Below are 21,785 nucleotides of genomic sequence, written 5' to 3'. Positions count from 1 at the left end.
ATGGCTAATGGTAATTTTAATTTCCAAAGTACAGCAGGCGATGCATATCAAGGAGAATATATTGCAATTCAGGATTCTATATTTCGTTTACGGGATAATCTAAACCGAACATTACGAGAGATAGATACTGCCGCCAGGGAAGTGGATTCGGGAGGTCAGCAGGTTTCAAACAGCGCTCAGGCATTAGCCCAGGGTACAACTGAACAGGCTTCTTCTGTAGAAGAATTAGCAGCCTCCTTTAGTGAAATATCTAATCAGGTAGAAAGTACGGCTGAACATGCTAGAATAGCCAAAGAGGAAAATAAATATACCCATGATCAGATTGAAGTATGTTCTTCCCACATGAACGATATGATGGGAGCCATGCATGCTATTGAAGAAAAATCTCAGGAGATCCATAATGTGATCAAGACAATAGAAGATATCGCATTCCAGACGAATATTCTGGCTTTAAATGCGGCAGTAGAAGCTGCACGCGCCGGAGAAGCTGGAAAAGGATTTGCGGTAGTTGCAGACGAGGTACGAAGCTTGGCAACACGCTCTCAGGAAGCCTCCAAGGGCACAACAGCTCTTATTGACGATACGGTACGGGCAGTAGCCGAGGGTACTCATCTTTCCAATGAGACCAACAAAGCTCTCCACGATGTTATTTTAAGTGCACAGAAGGTACTAAGTGAGATGACATTAATTTCTGACGCTACGGAGGAGCAAGCTAATTCTATATCACAAGTAACGATCGGCATTGACCAGATTTCCAGCGTGGTTCAGACGAATTCAGCTACCGCAGAGCAATCGGCGGCGGCAAGTGAAGAATTGGCAAGCCAGGCTGACCTTCTGAAAAAACTTGTTAATCAGTTTAAGCTGGTAAGATAGCCTGTTAGAGAGAATTCATTAAAAGAGGCTGTGGCACTGAGCAAGAACATTACAGGATATGGAAGAATCCAGTTTTTAGGAAATACTACATCTTGTATAGTTTATGCTTAATGCGACAGCCTCTTTTTTCTTATATTAAAATATTATATCAAGCTTCATGTGACGGGCCATATTTTCGTATTGTTCTCTGAACCCTTTCCTTTACCAGAGCAGCAATCTCCGTTGTCTTCATATCTTGATACTCCTCATAATACAGAGGTTTTAAAAAATGTACCTGTACAGTCACAGGACTGATAGTATTCGTGTCAAAAGGTTTAAACGCATCAATCAGAGCCACAGGAACAATAGGACACTTCGCCCTAGTTGCCGCCTTGAAGCTTCCCCCTTTGAATTCCTGGACCTCATTCCCATTCTTGGACCGCGTCCCTTCAGCAAATATAATATAATTCCTTCCGTCCATTACCTCTTTCGACACATTCGTAATCACCTTCATTGCCTGCCTTACATCGTCTCTGTCTATCATATATGCTTTCATACAGGCAAAAACTTGCTTTAGAAATTGTATGTGCGCTACCTCCTGCTTCGCCACAACGGAAAAAGGCTTTGGGCATGCTTCCACAATTGCAAGCACATCATATAATCCCTGATGATTAGGAAAAAACATAAATCCACTCTTAGAAGGTATATTCTCCTGTCCATGTACATCAATTGTTACATTGCCTCCTTTATTTGCTCGGCGTACAATGAACTTCAACATCTTATAGTGCTGTTCTTCCGTATATTTATCCACATGTGAAGCATGATAACACAGCTTAAACCACATAAACGGAACCAAAATGATATTGCGCAGCACCATATACAGTATTCTTTTCATAGGTTCCCAATACTCCTTATCAATATTTAAAATATCTTCCCCCATTTTACCATATATACAGGATTTTACCAACTTTATTTTTTATACATAAAACTAATACATAAAACTGCTTACATGCGGTTATGTTCACGATTATAATCCTTATGTTCTTCAAGAAACTGATCAGCCGCCAGCTTTGCTCGAATTCTGGAATAATTTGCCTTTCTAAAGTATATATTCTCATTGTTGATTGATATATTAAGAAAATAATTGTACATGGTCTGTTTTAAATATTCGTTTTCAATCAATGCCCACTCTTTATCATCCAAGTCAATCTTTGCAATTTCGGGCGCCGCGTCAATAGACATTGTTTCATACATGAGGTAAAAGAAGTCTTGTTTATCTGTATTCTTCCACTGAGCAATGTCATATCTTGCAATAATCACATCTGGTCTTGCAAATGAAAATCCAATGTACATTACGGATACTACTACTATAATATAGCGGAACAGTGAGAATTTCTTCCCATAGATACTTATTACCATTCCTATCATAATCAAAGCCAGAACAATCAAAAACCACAATACCAAAATTCTGAGAAATGTAAGATTATACTCATTAATATACATTTTCATCCTGTATGCTGAGGAAATAATCATTACAAAGGTGCACCCGCACATGATTGTAAGTATTACCTTCAAGGCCACATTTTCTCGAAACAGATACATACACAGCAGTATAACAATAAAATTAATGATACTGACAAACAATAATTCCCAGAAGCCGCCTCTTGCGTACTCAGCATATGTTACATAACTTGGAAGTCCTGTACTCATTCCCAAAAACAGATACATGATCTGTATTGCACAGTATATCAGATAAATTAAACTTACGATACTTGTAAATGTAATTCCTATCACCGGATCAAAAAATCTTACCTTTCTTTCTTTTCCCTCTGGAAAATTATAATGGCAAAGAGCCGTAAAAAAGGCGTATGGAAGGGTAAATCCTATGATAAATGTAAAACTAATCCAGAATAAAGTAGAAAAATTAACATAGCTCAATATCTCCCCAAATATTTTTGAGAACATAATATCAGATTTCAATAAAAGGGGCAGCGTCACACACAAAATTCCCATCGCCACGATAAAGCCAATCACTATGGCAATTAATGTATTATTTCTTCTGATGTACTTATTCTTACTAAAAAACCAACCTCCATGCCAATAAGGATAAGGTATTGACATAACTGTGGTTCCCATCAGAATAAAAATTCTCTGTAAATACGCAGGAAAATTCCATATATTGTCATTATAGAACTGATGAATCATGAAAACCATAAATAATAATAGAATGCCAACAATATTAAAAAAATGCATAAAGGTTGAAGTCGTAAACGCTGACGATACCCCTAGCATTCCCATTCCAACCAAATAAGGAATTGAGTTCTTCATAAGTCTGTAATTAATCTTTCTCATAAATAATATGGCAAATAGGACTGTTATCGCCACACATATGGGAAATGTGATTCCCGATACATTTTTATAGAGACAAAAAGTAAAAATAAATCCATAAAGCAGGCTCAACCCTCCAAAATATTTATAATTATCACGTACTTTCATAATCAGCATGTTTTCTTTCATAAAATTGCACCTCCATCATTCATTCTATTCATTGCTCAACTTCATCCTCTGGATGGTATTCTATAATATCCCCTGGCTGACATCCAAGCTCTCTGCAGATTGCCTCCAATGTGGAAAATCTCACAGCCTTTGCCTTATTATTCTTTAATATTGATAGGTTCGCAGGAGTGATATCTATCTTGCCAGCCAATTCTGTCAACCCAATCTTCCGTCTGGCCATCATGACATCAATATGAATCTTTATCCCCACAGCATCACCCCCTATATTGTCAAATCGTTTTCTTCTTTATAAGTTACTGCTTTGGCAAATACATGACCAAGTACCTCACAAAACAGAGCTGCTATAAAGAATACAAGAACGATTACTCCTGTTGCCGGAGTAGGAAGGACACATAGCTTGATAAAAAACATTACGACAATGCAAAGGCTTAAAACCGCCATCGTATTCAGGCTCTTAACATTCTCATAAACAAAGCAGGATTCTAATATCACTGTCTTCATCATCCTGCGGAGCTGTCTAATTATTAGAATACCAAAGATTCCCGAAGCTCCGAAAATTGCAAGCATAAATAAAAAATATTCGTTAATTATGCCAGAATAATATTTACCAAGAAACCTTAAACTTAACGGAAGTGTAAAGAAAACAATCCATCCACTGTAGAACATAAAATCAAGCACCAGCTTCGTGAAACGAATCATCCGTTCATTCATATCACACTCACATCCTTTTCTTTTTTTCAACTATATCATATATTTTATTGAATTTCAATATATTTTTATCGTTTTTCGATATTTTATTACAATCTAAAAGGATATAAGTTCTTTACACATAAATTACTTATTGTTATAATATATCCATCATATTAATCTGCATTTTAAAGAGAGAGGTGAGACTATGTCATCGGGCGCATAAATAATCAAAGACTTTGTCATTGAATACAAAATAAAAGGATACATTGTTGGACAAAGTCCACCCACCCGAAGGGTACGCATTACGGGATGCCCTGTGGGTATACATATAGAAACAGGAGATTTTAAGAATGAATACAAATATTAACATGGAACAGCTTAAGCAGGATGCAGTAGATATTTTTCACCAGGGCTTTGCCTGTTCCGAATCTGTAATCTATGCAATACGAAAGAACTTTGAATTGGATATGTCCGATGATGCAATCGCCATGAGCTCCGGTTTTCCCTGGGGGCTTGGCGGCGGCGGATGCATCTGCGGCGCCCTGGCAGGAGGAACGATGTGCATCGGATATTTCTTCGGACGCACAACCCCCGCAGATCCGAAGATTGGAAGATGCTTTGAACTGACCAATGAACTTCACGATTATTTTAAAGAAACCTGCGGCGGCACATGCTGTCGTCTCCTTACAAGAGGAATGGAGAAGGATTCGCCGGAAAGGAAGGCTCAATGTACCCGTTTTGTTAGCGCTACGGTGGAGAAAGTAGCCGATATTATTCTAAGAGAGCTTCCATAAAGCTATACCCGAAGGGTACGCCATAAGTATTAAAAAGCTGTCGGAAATAATATTTTCCCACAGCTTTTTACTTTAATTACATCTTCTGATATTTCTTTTGTATTATGTGTCTTTGCGAATAAAGTCCAAAGACCTATTCATCATTATCCCTGTTCTCATCCTTCTCATTTATATTTTCTTCATTTACACTATCTTCGTTTATATTCTCCTCATTCTCCTCATCGTCCTTACGTACCTTCGCGATGCTTGCTACAATATCTCCCTCCTGCAGGTTAATCAGCTTCACCCCAGAAGTAACGCGTCCAAGAACAGATATTCCAGAGCATTTCATGCGGATTACAATACCCTCCGTATTAATAATCATGATTTCATCATCATCATTAACAGCCTTGATTCCAACCACATTACCAGTCTTTTCAGTAATCTTGTAACATTTGATTCCCTTGCCTCCTCGGTTTTGGCAGGTAAATTCATCGAGAGGTGTACGTTTTCCCATTCCTTTCTCGGATACAATTAGAAGATCGCTGCCTTGTGAGCTTAACTGCATACCAATGACTTCGTCCCTGTCAGAAAGATTCATTCCACGTACTCCCATAGAATTTCGTCCCGTAGGCCTTACATCCTTCTCATCGAAACGAATGCACTGTCCAAACTCGGTCACAAGGAATACTTCCTGGTCACTGTTGGTATATTTCACCTCAATCAGTTCATCCTCCTCCCGAAGATTGATGGCCGCAAGTCCTGTCTTTCTCACAAACGCATATTCCTTAATCGGAGTCTTTTTCACAAGACCTTTCTTCGTCGCCATAAACAGGTACTCACCGTCCCTGTAATCATCAATCGGGATAATGGCGCTAATCTTCTCCCCTGGCATCAACTGCAGAAGATTAACAATCGCTGTCCCTCTGGAGGTACGGCTTGCCTCAGGAATCTCATATCCCTTCATCCGGTACACCCGTCCTGTATTGGTAAAGAACATGATATAATGATGGGTATGGCTCATAAACAATTCTTCCACGTAGTCTTCTTCCAAGGTCTGCATCCCCTTGATACCTTTGCCGCCGCGGTTCTGTGACTTAAAGGTATCATTAGACATACGCTTAATGTAGCCTAACTTCGTCATTGTTATAACTACATCCTCCTTAGGAATCAGATCCTCCATGGATATATCAAATTCGTCAAATCCAATTGCAGTTCGCCTGTCATCACCATATTTGTCTCTTATTACAATTATTTCTTCTCTTATCACGCCAAGCAGCAGCTTTCTATCCGCAAGAATTGCCTTCAACCTGCTGATCTGCTCCATCAGCTCATTGTATTCCTTCTCAAGCTTCTCTCTCTCCAGACCTGTTAGAGCACGCAGACGCATATCCACGATTGCCTGTGCCTGAATATCCGTCAGCCCGAATCTTTCCATTAATTCGCTCTTTGCAGCCTGTACTGTCTGAGAACCTCTGATAATGCGGATAACTTCATCAATATTATCGAGAGCAATCAGCAAACCTTCTAAAATGTGAGCTCTCTCTTGGGCTTTATTTAATTCATACTGTGTACGACGGGTTACAACCTCCTCCTGATGCCGTAAATAGTGATTCAGCATTTCCAGAAGGTTCATAACCTTGGGCTGGTTATTAATAAGAGCCAGCATGATTACTCCAAATGTATCCTGGAGTTGGGTATGCTTGTACAACTGATTCAAAATGACATTGGCATTCACATCTCTCCTAAGCTCAATGACCACCCGCATCCCCTCACGGCTGGACTGATCACTCAATTCCGTAATCCCGTCAATCTTCTTATCCTTGACAAGCTCTGCTATCTTCTCAATCAGCCTTGCCTTATTCACCATATAAGGAAGCTCTGTAACCACAATTCGGCTCTTTCCATTTGGCATGGACTCTATATCAGAAATCGCCCTGACGCGAATCTTCCCCCGTCCGGTTCTGTATGCCTCCTCAATCCCTCTAGTTCCAAGAATCATACCGCCTGTCGGAAAATCCGGCCCTTTTATAATCTGGAGAATCTCCTCAATCGTCGTCTCATCCTTATCACCAATCTGGTTATCTATAATCCTGACAACAGCATTGATTACCTCACGCAGATTATGGGGAGGAATATTCGTCGCCATACCAACCGCAATACCTGACGTACCGTTTACCAGCAGATTGGGAAATCTTGCAGGGAGCACAGTCGGCTCCTTCTCCGTCTCGTCAAAGTTCGGTATAAAATCAACCGTATTCTTATTGATATCAGCCGTCAACTCCATGGAAATCTTACTCAGTCTCGCCTCCGTATAACGCATGGCGGCAGCGCCGTCCCCGTCTACTGAGCCGAAATTCCCGTGACCATCCACTAACGGATATCTGGTGGACCATTCCTGTGCCATATTCACCAGCGCTCCATAGATGGAGCTGTCCCCATGGGGGTGATATTTACCCATGGTATCACCAACGATACGGGCACATTTCCTGTGGGGCTTGTCTGGACCGTTATTCAGCTCAATCATGGAATAAAGAATCCTTCTCTGCACTGGTTTCAGTCCGTCTCTCACATCTGGCAGCGCACGCGAAGCGATCACACTCATGGCGTAGTCGATATAGGAGTTTTCCATCGTCTTTTTCAAATCCACTTCATGAACTTTATCAAAAATATTATCTTCCATAATCTTAACTCCTTATCTATACGTCCAGATTCTTTACATACTTTGCATTTTCTTCGATAAATTCACGTCTTGGTTCCACCTTATCACCCATCAGTGTGGTAAAAGTAAGGTCAAGCTCTGATGTTGTTTCTTCATCCATTGTAACCTTTAAAAGAATCCTGTGCTCAGGGTCCATGGTCGTCTCCCAGAGCTGCTCGGCATCCATCTCTCCAAGCCCTTTATAACGCTGAATCTTATTATTCCCGTCGCGTCCCACATCCTTTAAGATACCATCTAGTTCCTCATCACTGTACGCATACCATACCTTCTTATTCTTCTCCAGCTTATAAAGCGGGGGCTGCGCCAGATAAACATATCCTTCTTTAATCAAGTCAGGCATAAAACGATACAGGAATGTCAACAATAAAGTACTGATATGAGCGCCGTCAACATCGGCATCCGTCATAATAATAATCTTGTGATACCTAAGCTTTGAAATATCAAAATCATCATGGATACCCGTACCAAATGCTGTAATCATGGCCTTAATCTCTGCATTTCCGTAAATTCGGTCAAGCCTAGCCTTTTCAACATTCAGAATCTTCCCACGAAGAGGCAGAATTGCCTGGGTTGCTCGATCCCTTGCAGTCTTAGCTGAGCCTCCGGCAGAGTCTCCCTCAACAATATATATCTCACATTTCGTCGGATCTTTGTCCGAACAGTCTGCTAATTTCCCCGGAAGTGACATCCCGTCCAGAGCAGACTTCCTCCTGGTAAGCTCACGCGCTTTTCTTGCTGCTTCCCTGGCACGCTGAGCCATCACAGACTTTTCAACCGTCATCTTTGCCACAGCCGGATTCTGCTCCAGATAAATCTCAAGCTGTTTGCTTACCACACTGTCAACCGCGCCTCGTGCCTCGCTGTTGCCAAGCTTCTGCTTCGTCTGTCCCTCAAACTGGGGATCCTCAATCTTGACGCTGATAATCGCAGTCAAACCCTCCCTGATATCCTCTCCCGAAAGGTTTAGATCACTGTCCTTTAACAATTTATTTTTTCTGGCATAATCATTAAACGTCTTTGTCAAAGCATTGCGAAAACCTACTACATGAGTTCCGCCCTCAGGCGTCGTAATATTATTCACGAACCCATAAGTATTATCACTGTAGGAATCGTTATGCTGCATGGCTACTTCCACCGATACATTGTTGACCATCCCTTCACAATATATGATATCTTCGTAAAGAGCTGTTTTACTTCTGTTGAGGTACGCTACAAACTCCTTGATACCACCTTCGTAATGAAATGTCTTTTCAACCGCACCATCCTCTGGTCTTTCATCCCGCAGCACAATCTTAAGCCCTCTCGTCAGAAATGCCATCTCACGAAAACGCTGCTTCAGTACATCATAATCGAATACTGTATCTTCAAAAATCGTGTCATCCGGCAGAAATACAACCTTCGTTCCTCTTCTCTCAGGTTCACATTCCCCAATAACCTTAAGTTTCTCCACGACTTTTCCACGTTCATAACGCTGCTTATACACTTTTCCCTCAAAACATATCTCAACCTCCAGCCAGTTGGACAGTGCGTTTACAACAGAAGCCCCAACTCCATGAAGTCCTCCTGAAACCTTGTATCCACCACCGCCGAATTTTCCTCCTGCGTGGAGTACAGTAAATACTACCTCAACTGCCGGAAGACCTGCTTTTTGGTTAATCCCTACCGGTATTCCTCTGCCATTATCCAGGACAGTGACTGAATTGTCCTGATTAATAGTTACAACGATCGTATCACAGAAACCAGCCAGCGCTTCGTCTACGGAGTTATCCACAATCTCATATACAAGGTGATGAAGTCCGCGCGATGAAGTGCTTCCGATATACATGCCGGGACGTTTTCTTACCGCCTCAAGCCCTTCCAATATCTGAATCTCATCTGCACCATACTCATGCTGTACCTTCTCTGTACTCATTCTTCTCCTCCTAGTTTTCATTCGTTACCTGCCCATTATGGACATGGAACACTTTGTTTATAGAGAAACGATGATTCACAAAATCCTCTACCCCTGTACAGGTAATAAGCGTCTGTATATCATTTATACTGTCTAATAGATAGTTTTGCCTATGTTTGTCCAGTTCAGACAAAACATCGTCAAGTAATAAAACAGGCGTATCCTTTGCTGCCTGTTTTACCAGCTCAATCTCAGATAACTTTAACGAAAGCGCAGCAGTCCTCTGCTGGCCCTGTGAGCCGAAACGCCTAATGTCCAGCTCTCCTGTCATAAAACAGATATCGTCTCTGTGGGGACCAACCGACGTACTTTTTATACGTATATCTCTTTCTCTGTTCTTTGATAATGCTTGTTCTAACGTAAGACTCCCGTTACTGGGCTCATAGATTACCTGAATCTCCTCCCGCCCGCCTGTCAGTTTTCCATGTATTGAAAAAATAATATGGTTAATCTCCCGTATGAATTCCATCCTTCTCTCTAAGAGTTGATTCCCATACCGAATAAGCTGCATATCCCAGATCTCCAAAGTATCTCTTAGATTCCCTTCATTATCAGCTCTCATCTCCTTTAGAAGATGATTTCTCTGATTCACAATCCTGTTGTAATTAGACAGATTGCTTAAGTATACTTTATCAAGCTGAGATAACTCCATATCAATAAACCTACGCCTCTCGGAAGGACCATTCTTAATGATATTCAGGTCCTCCGGAGAAAAAAACACAAGGTTCACAATACCGAATAATTCGCTTGCCTTGCGAATCGGCATCTTATTAATGGCTATCCCTTTCGCCCCATTTTTTTTCAAATGCATATCAAGTTGATAGTCAATACCATTTTTTTCCACCACAGCCTCAATGTGGGATTCATCCTTCCCAAAACGGATTAACTCCCTGTCCTTGGCGCCCCGATGGGACTTGGTGGTTCCGGAAAGATAGACTGCCTCTAAAATATTCGTTTTGCCCTGTGCATTATCCCCATAGAATATATTGGCAGCATCATCAAAATCAAGATTTAAAAAATCATAATTCCTATAATTCTTTAATTTCAAAGACTTAATCTTCAATTTTCACTTGTTCCCCGTTAAAAGTGATTATGTCTCCAGCATACAGCTTACGTCCTCTTCTGGTATCCGACTCCCCATTCACACTGACAGAACCTTCTAGGATAACCTCCTTCGCCTCCGCTCCGGACTCAACCAGTCCGGCGGCCTTTAAAGCCTGTCCAAGCTTAATGTACTCATCTCTCAATCTTATAACATCCACTTTTTATACCTCTCTATGCAGCCGCATTAAAATTAACAGGCAGAATCAGATAAATATAACTTTCTTCATCATCCTTAATGAAACACGGCGCCTTTGCATTCATCAGATAAAGTGTTACTTCCTCGTCCTCGATTACCCTAAGGGCGTCAATCAGGAACTTAGGGTTAAAGCCAATCAGAAGGTCCTTGCCCTCTTTGGTAATAAATATTTCCTCATTCATAGAGCCAATCTGGGACTTAATCCGAAGCTCCATCATCTCATCGCTGATATTTATAATAATCGGCTTCTTATCCCCCTCCTTCACCAGAAGAGTCGCTCTGTCAATACAGTTCAATAATTCTTTCTTGTTAATCCTAACCTTTGTCTCATAGTCGTTGGACAACATCTGATCAATCTTAAAATACTCTCCTTCAATCAGCCTTGATACCACAACCGTATTATCAAACTCAAATACAATATGATTGCTGGTATAAGAAATGGAAACCATACTTTCCGCTTCTCCAGACAAAATCTTGCTGACCTCCATCAGTGTCTTTCCTGGAACAATTAATTTCTTATCGGCTACTTCATCCTTCAGTTCAATCCTGCGGATGGAAATACGATGACCGTCAAGAGAAATGACTCTCAATACATTACTACGAATCTCAAATAATTCTCCCGTCATTAATTTGTTGCTCTCTGTGTCTGCAATAGAGAAGATTGTCTGTCTGATGACTTCTTTCAAAGTAAACTGAGATATTTCTATAGATTCATCCTTCTCGATAATTGGAAGATATGAAAACTCCTCTCCTGGCTTTCCAGACAAATCAAATTTTGCTTTTTCACAGGTAATGGTCATCTGAAGATTCTCATTTGTCTCAATCTTAATCTCATTGTCTGGAAGCTTGCGGACAATTTCTGAAAATATCTTCGCATCAATGGCAATCATGCCTCTCTCCACAATCTCTCCTTCAATATCTGTCTGTATTCCCAATTCCATATCATTAGCCGTTAATCTTATAATATCATTCGTAGCGTCAATCAAAATACATTCCAGGATTGGCATAGTAGTCTTAGAGGGTACAGCCTTATAAACAGTGCTGACTCCTTTTGAAAGATTTGCTTTGCTGCAGATGATTTTCATATGTGTAAAACTCCTTTCAAGCGCAGACGGATACATCTATCTATTAAAGATTTCCGTCTCCTTCTTATTAGGGGATGTGGAAAAGTGGAAAACCACCTCCATCCCAGGATTTAACAGTGTTTCCGCCATGAATAACTGTGTGGATTGCAACGAGATAGGGTGTGGATGTTGTGGTGAAAACTTGTCTAAAAAAACTTTTTAGTTTCTTAGAAAATAGTTTTCCAACAGTTATTCCACGTTATCCCGAAGTTGTCCACAATATTATTCACATTAAGCGGGATTAATCTTTTTCATAATAATACTGATGGTATTATGAAGGGTCTCGTCCTTCGCCATCTCTTTCTCAATCTTTTCCACACCATACTTGATGGTTGAGTGATCTTTTCCGCCAAGGATGATGCCGATTGCCTGCAATGGGGTCTCGGTAAGTGTGCGCATCAGGTACATACAGATCTGTCTGGGGACAGAAATACTTGCGCTTCGTTTATTTCCTTTTAGGTCAGCAATCGTAATATTAAAGTGGTCAGATACAATATCAAGGATCAGTTCAGGCGTTACGACTCTATTGTTATAAGAAGATATAATGTCCTTTAATGCCTCGGCGGCCAGTGGAATATCAATAGTCTCCGGATTGTTCAGCTTATAGAGTGCAATCAGTTTGTTGAGTGAACCTTCTAATTCACGAATATTGGATTTGATGTTCTCGGCAATATATGTCAGTACATCCTCAGGAATATTGTATCTGTCCAGATGATCCAGCTCAATCTTCCTGCGCAGGATTGCCATACGCGTCTCATAGTCAGGCGCAGAAATATCTGCAATTAAGCCCCACTCGAATCTGGTTCGGAGACGTGCCTCCAGCGTCTCGATATCCTTGGGAGGCTTGTCACTGGAGATAATAATCTGCTTGGCAGAGGTGTGCAGGTGGTTAAACGTGTGGAAAAACTCCTCCTGGGTACTCTCCTTGCCGATAATAAACTGAATATCATCAATCAACAGGACATCATTATTGCGGTACTTGTCGCGAAACTGCGCCATAGCAGACTCGTTATCCGCAGTCTTACCTTTCTTCAGGGCTTCAATCAGCTCGTTGGTAAATGTCTCGCTTGTGACATACAATACCTTCTTCTTTGGATTCTTATTCAAAATGAAATGTGCAATTGAATGCATTAGATGAGTCTTCCCAAGACCTACATCTCCGTATAAAAATAGGGGATTATACACTTCGCCTGGAGATTCCGCCACAGCAAGAGATGCCGCATGTGCAAAGTTATTGTTGCCCCCCACAACGAATGTATCAAAAGTGTACTTGGGATTAAGTCCCGCTTTCTCGCTTGCAGTCCGTGTCTTCTTCTTATGGCTTGCATCTGCGGACATACTCCGAATCTCGCTGATTCTGGAATCGTCCTCCGATACAAATACAACTTCATAATCAATTCCCGTAACTTCAGAAATGCATACTTTCAGAGGGAGAAGGTACTTCTTTTCAATATATTCAACGCTTGCATTCATATTCACCAGTATGAACACAGTGTTGTCAATAATCTCATATACCTTCAAAGGCTGTATCCAGGTGGTAAATGAGACATTGGATAATTCGTGTTCTACTCTTAGATGCTCGATAATTTCCGGCCATTTTTCATTCACAATATCCATTACAGTAAACTCCTAATCTCTCTTAATGTCAAAATATACATCATAACCCCAGTTTTGCTATCCTACTTATTTTACATCAAAATGGCAAATTAAGCAATCTCTAAATCAATGTGGAAAACGTAATACACAGTGGAAAATTGTAATTTTTAAAGGAAAATGAAGGTTAAAATATTTGTTTCCACGTCTTTTCCACAGAAATTTCAGATATTATCCACAATTTGTGGATAAATAAATTTAGAAAAATCCAGGAATAGCTTGACTCAGACGCATTTTTTCTATATAATCAAGGCTGATGTCTTAGGAAAATTTGTAGGGAGTTTCCCTTAGTATATAAGGAGGTGGATATCTATGAAAATGACATTCCAGCCAAAGAAAAGACAGAGGGCTAAAGTCCACGGATTCAGATCCAGGATGAGCACCAAAGGTGGAAGAAAAGTTCTTGCCAGCAGACGAGCAAAGGGAAGAAAAAGATTATCAGCGTAGGCCGCATATATGTGGCCTTTTCTTCTATAAAAATTGGATGGTGTGCGAATGAAGTATTCCGAATCATTGAAGAAGAACCAGGATTTCCGGAATGTCTATGGCAAAGGGAAATCCTGTGCGAACAAGTATCTGGTAATGTATGTATTAGAGAATGGAACCGGTAGGAACCGGTTAGGTATATCTGTAAGTAAGAAGGTAGGCAATAGTATTGTAAGGCATAGATTGACAAGATTAATCAGAGAGAGTTATAGACTACAAGAGGAACGGTACAGATGCGGGCTGGATATCGTAGTGATAGCCAGAACAGGCGCAAAAGAGAGGAATTACCATGAGATTGACAGCGCAATGCTGCATTTGGGCCGTCTTCATGCCATTATAGATTAGGGGTAATGTATTATGAAATATATTCTGTTAGGCTGTATCAGATTCTATCGGAAGTATTTGTCTGCTTTGAAGGGATATTCATCCTGTATTTATTATCCCACATGTTCTCAATATGCGATAGAAGCCATCGAGAAATATGGGGCATTAAAGGGAACTGCTCTGGCTGTGTGGAGAATATTACGCTGTAATCCCTTTGCCAAAGGCGGATACGACCCCGTACCTTAAGAATAGAATACATTGGAGGAATGAGTATGACGTTTAGTTTATTATCGGCAGCTAACTGGCCGATTATTGGTCAGATTAGCTGGCTTTTGGGGAAGGTCATGAACTTTATCTATACGATATTGGATAATGCGCTTCCAAGTGATAATGGACTGGTGGGGTTATCCATTATTTTGTATACGATTTTTGTATATACATTGATGTTACCAATGACCATCAGTCAGCAGAGGATGCAGAAGCTGTCTGCGGTGACGAACCCTGAAGTTCAGGCTATTCAGAAAAAATATAAAAACAAAAAAGACCAGGCTTCTATGATGAAACAGCAGGAGGAGATCCAGCAGGTATATGACAAATACGGAACCTCCATGATGGGAGGATGTCTTCCACTGTTGATTCAGATGCCGCTTCTTTTGGCTTTGTATCCGGTTATTTATGATATGCAGGCATATGTTCCGGCGATTAAAGATGCGGCGGCAAGTGTGAATCAATTTCTTACGATACCGGACATGACGGTTTCTCCCATTACCATGATCAAGAACAGCGGTTCTTACGGAATGGCTCCGGTTGTCATTATTATTACAGCAATTTTCATCCCAGTATTGTCAGGGCTTACCCAATATCTGAGCGTTAAGATTTCTCAGGCAATCTCCGGACAGCAGATGGATAAGGATAATCCGATGGCGAGTACTATGAACACTATGAATGTGACGATGCCGTTGTTCTCTGTATTTATGGTATTTTCACTTCCTACAGGTATTGGTATGTACTGGGTGTTCAGCGCTGTGGTAAGGATTGTACAGCAGGTGATTATCAACAAGCATCTGGCTAAGATTTCTGTGGAGGAATTGGTTGAGAAGAATAAGGAGAAGGCAGCAAAGAAGCGTGAGAAACGGAGCGTAAAGGCTGAGAAGATCAATGCCATGGCACAGACGAATACCAGGAGTATTAAGGATTCTGCCAGCAGAAATGCAACGGGAATGAGCGAGAAGGACAGAGAAAGAAAATTAGAACAGGCAAGAGCGCGTGCTGAGAATGCCAAGGAAGGCAGCCTTGCGGCAAAGGCTAACATGGTTAAAAAATTCAATGAAAATAATTAGGGGGCTTATTCATGGAATATATTACTGTATCAGCGAGGACGTTGGATGATGCGATTACAGAAGCATTAGTTCAGTTAGGAGTGACGAGTGATCAATTAGATTATCAGGTGATTGAAAAAGGAAGCGCCGGATTCCTTGGAATTGGGATGAAGCAGGCAGTAATTAAAGCACGCAGGAAAGAAGAAGTTAAGAAAGAAGAACCTGAGATCGAGATCCCGAAGGCAGACGTTTCTATGGCGAAGGAGACAGAGAAGAAAGAAGCCAAAAAGGAAGTACCAAAAAAAGAACATGAAAAGAAAGATTCTCCAAAGAGAGAACATGGTAAAAAGGAATCTCCAAAGAAAGAGCCGAAGAAGAAGGCGCCTGTAAAAGAGCAACATTTGACAAAAGCTCCTGAGAAAAAAAGAGGTAGAGCTGGCAAAGGTAGAGGCTTGCACGATAGAGAGGCATGTGAAAAATTTGTAAGAGATGTATTGTTTGCAATGGATATGACGGATGTAAAGGTTACATCCGTGGTAGATGAGGAGGGCGCTCTTTCCATAGATATGGAAGGAAGCAACATGGGAATTTTAATTGGAAAGAGAGGACAGACCTTGGATTCTCTCCAATATCTGACGAACAGGGTTGCCAATAAGATGCAGGAAGGATACGTTCGTGTTAAGCTTGATACGGAGGATTACCGCAGGAGAAGGAAAGAGACTCTTGAGAATCTGGCTAAGAATATTGCAAGTAAGGTAAAGAGAAGCAGAAGAACCGTATCTTTAGAGCCAATGAATCCGTATGAGAGAAGAATTATTCATTCGGCGCTGCAGGCTGATCCTGCGGTTTCCACACATAGCGAGGGTGAAGAACCTTACAGGAGAGTGGTAGTCACTCTGGTACGTAATAGGTAGGATGATGAAAAATAGGGGTGTGTTCAACCCCTATTTTTTGATATAAAGCATTGATTTCTTGTAAGTAAGGAGGCGTAAATGGAAGGTCTGTATAATACGACGATTGCTGCAATCGCTACGGCAATGAGTGATGCTGGAATAGGAATTGTGAGAATGAGTGGACCGGAAGCATTTTCCATTGCAGACAGAGTATATAAGGGGAAGAAGGAAAAGTCGCTTTTGAGCCAGAAGACCCATACCATCCACTACGGATATGTGATGGATGGGGAAGGTATGATAGATGAAGTACTTGTGATGCTGATGAAGAGTCCTCACAGCTATACAGGGGAGGACACGGTAGAAATTAATTGCCATGGCGGAGTATATGTCGTAAAGAGAATATTGGAATTGTTGATTGAAAAGGGAGCAAGACCAGCAGAACCGGGAGAATTTACAAAAAGGGCGTTTTTAAATGGAAAGTTGGATTTGTCTCAGGCAGAGGCAGTAGGTGATTTGATATCTTCCAAAAATCAGTATGCCCATCAGAGTTCTGTCAATCAGTTAAGGGGAAATATTAAGAACAAAATAAGTGAGATTAGAAATGAAATTATTTACCATACTGCATTTATTGAGTCAGCTTTGGATGACCCTGAGCATGTCAGTGTGGAGGGGTATGGGGAAAAGTTGTTGATCACTGTGGAAAAGTTAATGGGGCAAATAAAGAGGCTGATAGATACCTATGATAACGGTAGGATTATAAAAGAGGGAATTCGTACTGTGATTGTGGGAAAACCAAATGTGGGAAAGTCGTCCCTTCTAAACCTTCTTCTGGGAGAGGAGAGGGCGATTGTTACAGATATAGCAGGAACCACCAGAGATATTCTGGAGGAGAATATTAATTTGAGGGGGATATCCCTGAACATGATTGATACTGCAGGGATTCGGGATACAGAGGATCTTGTGGAAAAGATTGGCGTAGAGCGTGCAAAGGATTTCGTAGAGCAGGCTGATTTGATTTTATATGTAATCGATGGGTCAATTCCTCTGGATGAAAATGACCAGGAGATTTTTCGATTGATTGGGGATAAAAAAACTATTATATTATTGAATAAGTCAGACTTGAATATGGTGGTTACAAGGGAGGATGTAAAGAAGCTATATTTTGCAAGTAATCCTTCAGTAAGGGGAGATGAAGAAACAAATAAATTTACATTACCCGTTATTTATGTTTCTACTAAGGAAAAAATGGGAGTAAATACTCTGGAAGAAACTTTAAAAGACCTATTTTTTGAAGGAAATCTTGCATTTAATGATGAGATTTATATTACAAATATACGACATAAGACTGCGCTTCAGGACACATTTTCCTCATTAGGTCGGGTGAGGGACAGTATTGAGTCCGGTATGCCGGAGGATTTTTATTCTATTGATTTATTGGATGCTTATGAGTCTCTTGGTTGTATCATAGGGGAAAAAATCGGGGAGGATTTGGTAAATGAGATATTCAGTAAATTTTGTATGGGAAAATAAATAGAAGAGAGGGGAGGATTTGGTAAATGAAACACTCAGCAAATTCTGTGTGGATAAATGAGGATGGATATGATGTGGTTGTGATAGGCGCTGGACATGCGGGATGTGAGGCGGCTCTTGCTTGTGCCAGGCTTGGCTTCCGTACGATTGTATTTACTGTCAGTGTGGACAGTATTGCTCTTATGCCCTGTAATCCAAATATAGGGGGGAGTTCAAAGGGGCATCTTGTGAGAGAGGTAGATGCTCTTGGCGGAGAGATGGGGAAGGTAATTGACAGAACTTTTATTCAGTCGAAGATGCTTAATAAGTCGAAGGGGCCAGCAGTTCATTCACTTCGGGCACAGGCAGATAAGGCGAATTACAGCCGTACCATGCGTCAGGTATTGGAGAGTCAAAAGAATCTGGAAATTAAGCAGATGGAAGTCGTAAAAATTATGACTGAGGAAGGCAGAATCACAGGGGTACAGACATTTTCAGGAACAATATATCCTTGTAAGGCGGTCATTTTATGTACAGGAACTTATCTTCGGGCGCGCTGTATCTATGGGGAGGTAAGTAGTAATACTGGACCTAATGGACTTCAGGCGGCAAATTATCTTACGGAATCTCTCAAAGAACTGGGGATTGAGATGTATCGTTTTAAGACTGGAACTCCGGCCAGAATTGATAAGAATACGGTTGATTTTAGTAAGATGGAGGAACAGCTTGGAGATGAGAGGGTGGTTCCGTTTTCATTTACCACCAATCCAGAGGATGTACAGATTGACCAGGTGTCCTGCTGGCTGACTTATACGAATCAGAATACTCATGATATTATAAGGAAGAATCTGGACCGTTCGCCACTATTTTCTGGGATGATAGAAGGAACGGGGCCAAGATATTGTCCGTCTATTGAGGATAAGGTAGTAAAATTTGCTGATAAGGAAAGACATCAGGTTTTTATTGAGCCAGAGGGATTGGAAACCAATGAGATGTATATTGGAGGTATGTCAAGTTCTCTTCCAGAGGATGTACAGTATGCCATGTACCGTACAGTACCTGGCCTGGAAAATGTAAGGATTGTGAGAAATGCTTATGCAATCGAGTATGATTGTATTGATGCGAGACAGCTAAAGCCCTCTTTGGAATTTAGAGTGGTCGAGGGTCTGTTCAGCGGCGGTCAATTTAACGGAAGCTCAGGATATGAAGAAGCGGCGGCTCAGGGATTGATGGCGGGGATTAATGCCGCAAGGAAGCTGCAGGGTAAAGAGCCGGTGGTTTTAGACCGGTCTGAGGCGTATATTGGTGTACTGATTGACGACCTTGTGACCAAGGAGAGTCATGAGCCTTATCGAATGATGACTTCAAGAGCAGAGTATCGATTATTATTAAGACAGGATAATGCGGACCAGAGATTGACGAAGATTGGGTATGAGATTGGATTGATTTCAAAGGAGAGGTATCAAAAACTTCTGAGAAAGGAAGATTGGATAGAAGCAGAGATTGAGAGATTGAAGCATGCGAATGTGGGAACGTCTAAGAAGGTTCAAGATTTGTTGAAAAACTTTGGAAGTACTCAATTAGTATCGGGGACCTCTCTTGCCGAGTTGATTCGTCGTCCGGAATTGTCTTATCAGGGGTTGGAGGAGATTGATGAGAATAGACCTGAAATTCCGGATGAGTTAAAAGATGAAGTGATTGAGCAGGTGGATATTTCTATTAAGTATGAGGGGTATATCAGCAGACAGAAGAAGCAGGTTGAACAATTTAAAAAATTAGAGAACAAGAGGATACCAGAAGATATTGATTATGATTCCATAAAAAGTCTTCGGATCGAAGCGGTTCAGAAATTAAAAGAATATCGTCCGGCTTCAGTTGGACAGGCATCACGGATATCGGGGGTTTCGCCGGCGGATATATCGGTATTGTTGGTTTATATGGCGAATTGATACATTTTATAGACGTAAAAACACCGCGCAGATTTTAAATGCTGGCGGTGTTGTGTATAAAGTGTCATTTTTACATCCATCTAGTTTCGTTTACGATATAGAATTACAGTTATAAACGGTATTAAAGACCACATCTTTGCTTTTATATAACCAAATTTAAAGAATAGAGGCATTTGTACTCTGGTTATTGCAGAAAAGACTAAAAAAGATAAACTAAATCCAACCAGTGTATCAACTAAACTAAATGTACTATTTCTATATAAAATAAAGAAAAAATTTGAAAAGATAATTGAAAAAAATGATACAAGGTAATTCAGAAACACAAAGACATATCTTCCAAGAACAATATCATTTATACATACAGAAACTGTACTATATAAACGGTCAAGATTGTTTATTTTCTTGTATTTCAAAAATATTAGATGCCAATATTGTTACAAACCATGCACCTGTAAAGCATAATATAATAATAGACGAGTCCATAAAGGCGAATAGTAAAATGATTGCTGCTATGGATATATAAGAAAAAGGTATGATTTCATCGAAATCCAGTTTATATATTTTTTTGGAGATTTGGTGTAAGTTCTTGGGGGCGTCCTTTGATTATATGGTATCTTTCCAGCAAGTCATCCATACTGCCTGTAAAAACCATATTGCCTTGATTGATTAATGTAACGTAATCGGCAACTCGTTTCAAGTCAGAGGTAATGTGTGTTGAGAATAAAACACTTTTATCCCCATCCTTGATATAATCTTGTAAGATTTCTAATAATTCATCACGAGTAAGAGGAGCAAGTCCACTGGTTGGTTCATCAAGTATAAGCAGCTTTGCGTTGTGGAAAAAAGCACATGCAAGCATTAACTTTATCTGCATACCACGAGACAGCTCTCTGACTTTTTTACTTAGAGGCAGGGAAAAAACGTGCTAATATATGGTTAAAAGTGTCATGACACTAGTTGTCGTAAAAGATAGATATTGCCTTCTCCGTATCCTTTACTGTCCAGTTATCTACATAAAATATATTTTCAAAGACAATCCCGATTTCTTGTTTTGTGGATTTTTCATGAATGATATTATCTTTTCCAAAAACAGAAATTTCCCCCTATCTTTTACATACATCTTTTAATTCTAAGCTTTTTTATTCATGGTCTACCTCCAATAGAAGCTGTAATAAGTTGATAAGTTCCTTGTCAGACATAGAAACTCGTTGGGCTGCCGATATTGCATTATTAAGATTTTCTTCAACCTCTTTAATTAACTGTTCTCGAATTAGATTAGAGCTGCTTGACATAACAAAAAAGCCTTTGCCTTGTCGGCTTGTGATAAATCCTTCCCCTTCTAATTCGTTATATGCTCGTGTGGTTGTAAGAACGCTTATTTTTAAATCCTTTGCCAGATGTCTAAGGGAGGGAAGGGCTTCGTTTTCTGTAAGTTCTCCTGATAGAATCTGTTCTTTTACTTGCTCCTTTATCTGTGCATAAATGGGTAATTCTGAACTATTCGATATTACAATATGCAAATAATCACCTTCTATACTGTATATTTTAATATATATACAGTATAGACAAAAATAACAGTATTGTCAATAGATAAATATCTGTTGAGGAGGAGAATTTTTATATAGTTTAATTGTATATATAGGATATAACGTAATGCATATCCTTTGGGTTGGTGTACTTCGTCCAATAATGTATACCCAAGGGCATACCGTAAAGCATACCC

General features: G+C 40.4%; 22 protein-coding genes (1 of these 22 cut by a window edge). 9 read left to right on the top strand and 13 right to left on the bottom strand.

The window, feature by feature from the left end:
* A protein-coding gene (locus GN277_RS01870; RefSeq protein ID WP_159749345.1) for a HAMP domain-containing methyl-accepting chemotaxis protein crosses the window boundary here: on the top strand, window positions 1–873 show its 3' portion. It extends 807 nt beyond the left edge of the window; 873 of the gene's 1,680 nt are visible here — the last part of the coding sequence; its start codon lies off the left edge, out of view; its stop codon occupies window positions 871–873.
* Window positions 874–1,021: 148 nt separating this feature from the next.
* On the opposite strand, the gene GN277_RS01865 is transcribed toward GN277_RS01870, so the two are convergent.
* The 4 genes from GN277_RS01865 to GN277_RS01850 form a co-directional block, all read right to left on the bottom strand.
* Window positions 1,022–1,747 (bottom strand): lysophospholipid acyltransferase family protein, encoded by a 726-nt coding sequence (locus GN277_RS01865; protein ID WP_159749343.1) that lies wholly within the window; start codon window positions 1,745–1,747, stop codon window positions 1,022–1,024.
* A 110-nt stretch (window positions 1,748–1,857) separates the two neighbouring features.
* Complete coding sequence (locus GN277_RS01860) at window positions 1,858–3,369, bottom strand: DUF4153 domain-containing protein (RefSeq protein WP_159749341.1); 1,512 nt, start codon at window positions 3,367–3,369, stop codon at window positions 1,858–1,860.
* A gap of 28 nt (window positions 3,370–3,397) precedes the next feature.
* Window positions 3,398–3,619: a helix-turn-helix domain-containing protein gene (locus tag GN277_RS01855; RefSeq protein ID WP_159749339.1), complete on the bottom strand. Its 222-nt coding sequence runs from the start codon at window positions 3,617–3,619 to the stop codon at window positions 3,398–3,400.
* Window positions 3,620–3,630: 11 nt separating this feature from the next.
* A complete protein-coding gene (locus GN277_RS01850; protein ID WP_159749337.1) occupies window positions 3,631–4,080 on the bottom strand; it encodes a DUF2975 domain-containing protein in 450 nt (149 codons plus the stop codon).
* A 329-nt stretch (window positions 4,081–4,409) separates the two neighbouring features.
* On the opposite strand from GN277_RS01850, the gene GN277_RS01845 reads away from it, so the two are divergent.
* Window positions 4,410–4,853, top strand: a complete 444-nt coding sequence (locus tag GN277_RS01845) for a C-GCAxxG-C-C family protein (RefSeq protein WP_159749335.1) — start codon at window positions 4,410–4,412, stop codon at window positions 4,851–4,853.
* A 133-nt stretch (window positions 4,854–4,986) separates the two neighbouring features.
* Here the strand turns inward: GN277_RS01845 and gyrA are convergent, their stop codons facing one another.
* From gyrA to dnaA, 6 genes are all read right to left on the bottom strand, one after another.
* Entirely contained in the window at window positions 4,987–7,515 is a 2,529-nt protein-coding gene (gyrA, locus tag GN277_RS01840) for a DNA gyrase subunit A (protein WP_159749334.1), read from the bottom strand.
* Between the two features lie 16 nt (window positions 7,516–7,531).
* The gene (gene gyrB, locus GN277_RS01835) at window positions 7,532–9,466 is read right to left on the bottom strand and encodes a DNA topoisomerase (ATP-hydrolyzing) subunit B (RefSeq protein ID WP_159749332.1); all 1,935 of its coding nucleotides are present in this window, start codon (window positions 9,464–9,466) and stop codon (window positions 7,532–7,534) included.
* 10 nt (window positions 9,467–9,476) lie between these two features.
* Window positions 9,477–10,568, bottom strand: coding sequence for a DNA replication/repair protein RecF (recF, locus tag GN277_RS01830; protein ID WP_159749330.1), 1,092 nt, complete (start codon window positions 10,566–10,568; stop codon window positions 9,477–9,479).
* The gene (locus GN277_RS01825; protein ID WP_159749328.1) at window positions 10,558–10,767 is read right to left on the bottom strand and encodes an RNA-binding S4 domain-containing protein; all 210 of its coding nucleotides are present in this window, start codon (window positions 10,765–10,767) and stop codon (window positions 10,558–10,560) included. Before GN277_RS01825 ends, recF begins: the two co-directional genes overlap by 11 nt.
* A gap of 13 nt (window positions 10,768–10,780) precedes the next feature.
* Entirely contained in the window at window positions 10,781–11,890 is a 1,110-nt protein-coding gene (gene dnaN / locus GN277_RS01820; protein WP_159749326.1) for a DNA polymerase III subunit beta, read from the bottom strand.
* A gap of 270 nt (window positions 11,891–12,160) precedes the next feature.
* On the bottom strand, window positions 12,161–13,546 hold the full coding sequence (gene dnaA / locus GN277_RS01815; protein WP_159749324.1) for a chromosomal replication initiator protein DnaA: 1,386 nt from the start codon (window positions 13,544–13,546) through the stop codon (window positions 12,161–12,163).
* A 348-nt stretch (window positions 13,547–13,894) separates the two neighbouring features.
* On the opposite strand from dnaA, the gene rpmH reads away from it, so the two are divergent.
* From rpmH to mnmG, 7 genes are all read left to right on the top strand, one after another.
* Window positions 13,895–14,029, top strand: coding sequence for a 50S ribosomal protein L34 (gene rpmH, locus GN277_RS01810; protein WP_159749322.1), 135 nt, complete (start codon window positions 13,895–13,897; stop codon window positions 14,027–14,029).
* 48 nt (window positions 14,030–14,077) lie between these two features.
* Window positions 14,078–14,413, top strand: a complete 336-nt coding sequence (gene rnpA, locus GN277_RS01805; protein ID WP_159749320.1) for a ribonuclease P protein component — start codon at window positions 14,078–14,080, stop codon at window positions 14,411–14,413.
* A gap of 12 nt (window positions 14,414–14,425) precedes the next feature.
* A complete protein-coding gene (gene yidD / locus GN277_RS01800; protein ID WP_159749318.1) occupies window positions 14,426–14,638 on the top strand; it encodes a membrane protein insertion efficiency factor YidD in 213 nt (70 codons plus the stop codon).
* A 26-nt stretch (window positions 14,639–14,664) separates the two neighbouring features.
* Window positions 14,665–15,732 (top strand): YidC/Oxa1 family membrane protein insertase, encoded by a 1,068-nt coding sequence (locus tag GN277_RS01795; protein ID WP_159749316.1) that lies wholly within the window; start codon window positions 14,665–14,667, stop codon window positions 15,730–15,732.
* 11 nt (window positions 15,733–15,743) lie between these two features.
* The gene (jag, locus tag GN277_RS01790; protein WP_159749314.1) at window positions 15,744–16,625 is read left to right on the top strand and encodes an RNA-binding cell elongation regulator Jag/EloR; all 882 of its coding nucleotides are present in this window, start codon (window positions 15,744–15,746) and stop codon (window positions 16,623–16,625) included.
* A gap of 78 nt (window positions 16,626–16,703) precedes the next feature.
* Entirely contained in the window at window positions 16,704–18,134 is a 1,431-nt protein-coding gene (gene mnmE, locus GN277_RS01785; protein ID WP_159749312.1) for a tRNA uridine-5-carboxymethylaminomethyl(34) synthesis GTPase MnmE, read from the top strand.
* Window positions 18,135–18,160: 26 nt separating this feature from the next.
* On the top strand, window positions 18,161–20,062 hold the full coding sequence (gene mnmG / locus GN277_RS01780) for a tRNA uridine-5-carboxymethylaminomethyl(34) synthesis enzyme MnmG (protein WP_159749310.1): 1,902 nt from the start codon (window positions 18,161–18,163) through the stop codon (window positions 20,060–20,062).
* A gap of 80 nt (window positions 20,063–20,142) precedes the next feature.
* On the opposite strand, the gene GN277_RS32310 is transcribed toward mnmG, so the two are convergent.
* From GN277_RS32310 to GN277_RS01765, 3 genes are all read right to left on the bottom strand, one after another.
* The gene (locus GN277_RS32310) at window positions 20,143–20,475 is read right to left on the bottom strand and encodes an ABC-2 transporter permease (RefSeq protein ID WP_159749308.1); all 333 of its coding nucleotides are present in this window, start codon (window positions 20,473–20,475) and stop codon (window positions 20,143–20,145) included.
* Window positions 20,476–20,615: 140 nt separating this feature from the next.
* Window positions 20,616–20,936 carry an AAA family ATPase gene (locus GN277_RS01770; RefSeq protein WP_159749306.1) on the bottom strand — a complete coding sequence of 107 codons (321 nt, stop codon included), beginning with the start codon at window positions 20,934–20,936 and terminating at the stop codon, window positions 20,616–20,618.
* A 265-nt stretch (window positions 20,937–21,201) separates the two neighbouring features.
* Entirely contained in the window at window positions 21,202–21,582 is a 381-nt protein-coding gene (locus GN277_RS01765) for a GntR family transcriptional regulator (protein WP_159749304.1), read from the bottom strand.
* Window positions 21,583–21,785 lie beyond the last annotated feature (203 nt).

Origin of the sequence: Sporofaciens musculi (genome assembly GCF_009830285.1) — a bacterium.
Classification (GTDB): domain Bacteria; phylum Bacillota; class Clostridia; order Lachnospirales; family Lachnospiraceae; genus Sporofaciens; species Sporofaciens musculi.
This window is presented reverse-complemented; position numbering and strand designations above follow the sequence as displayed.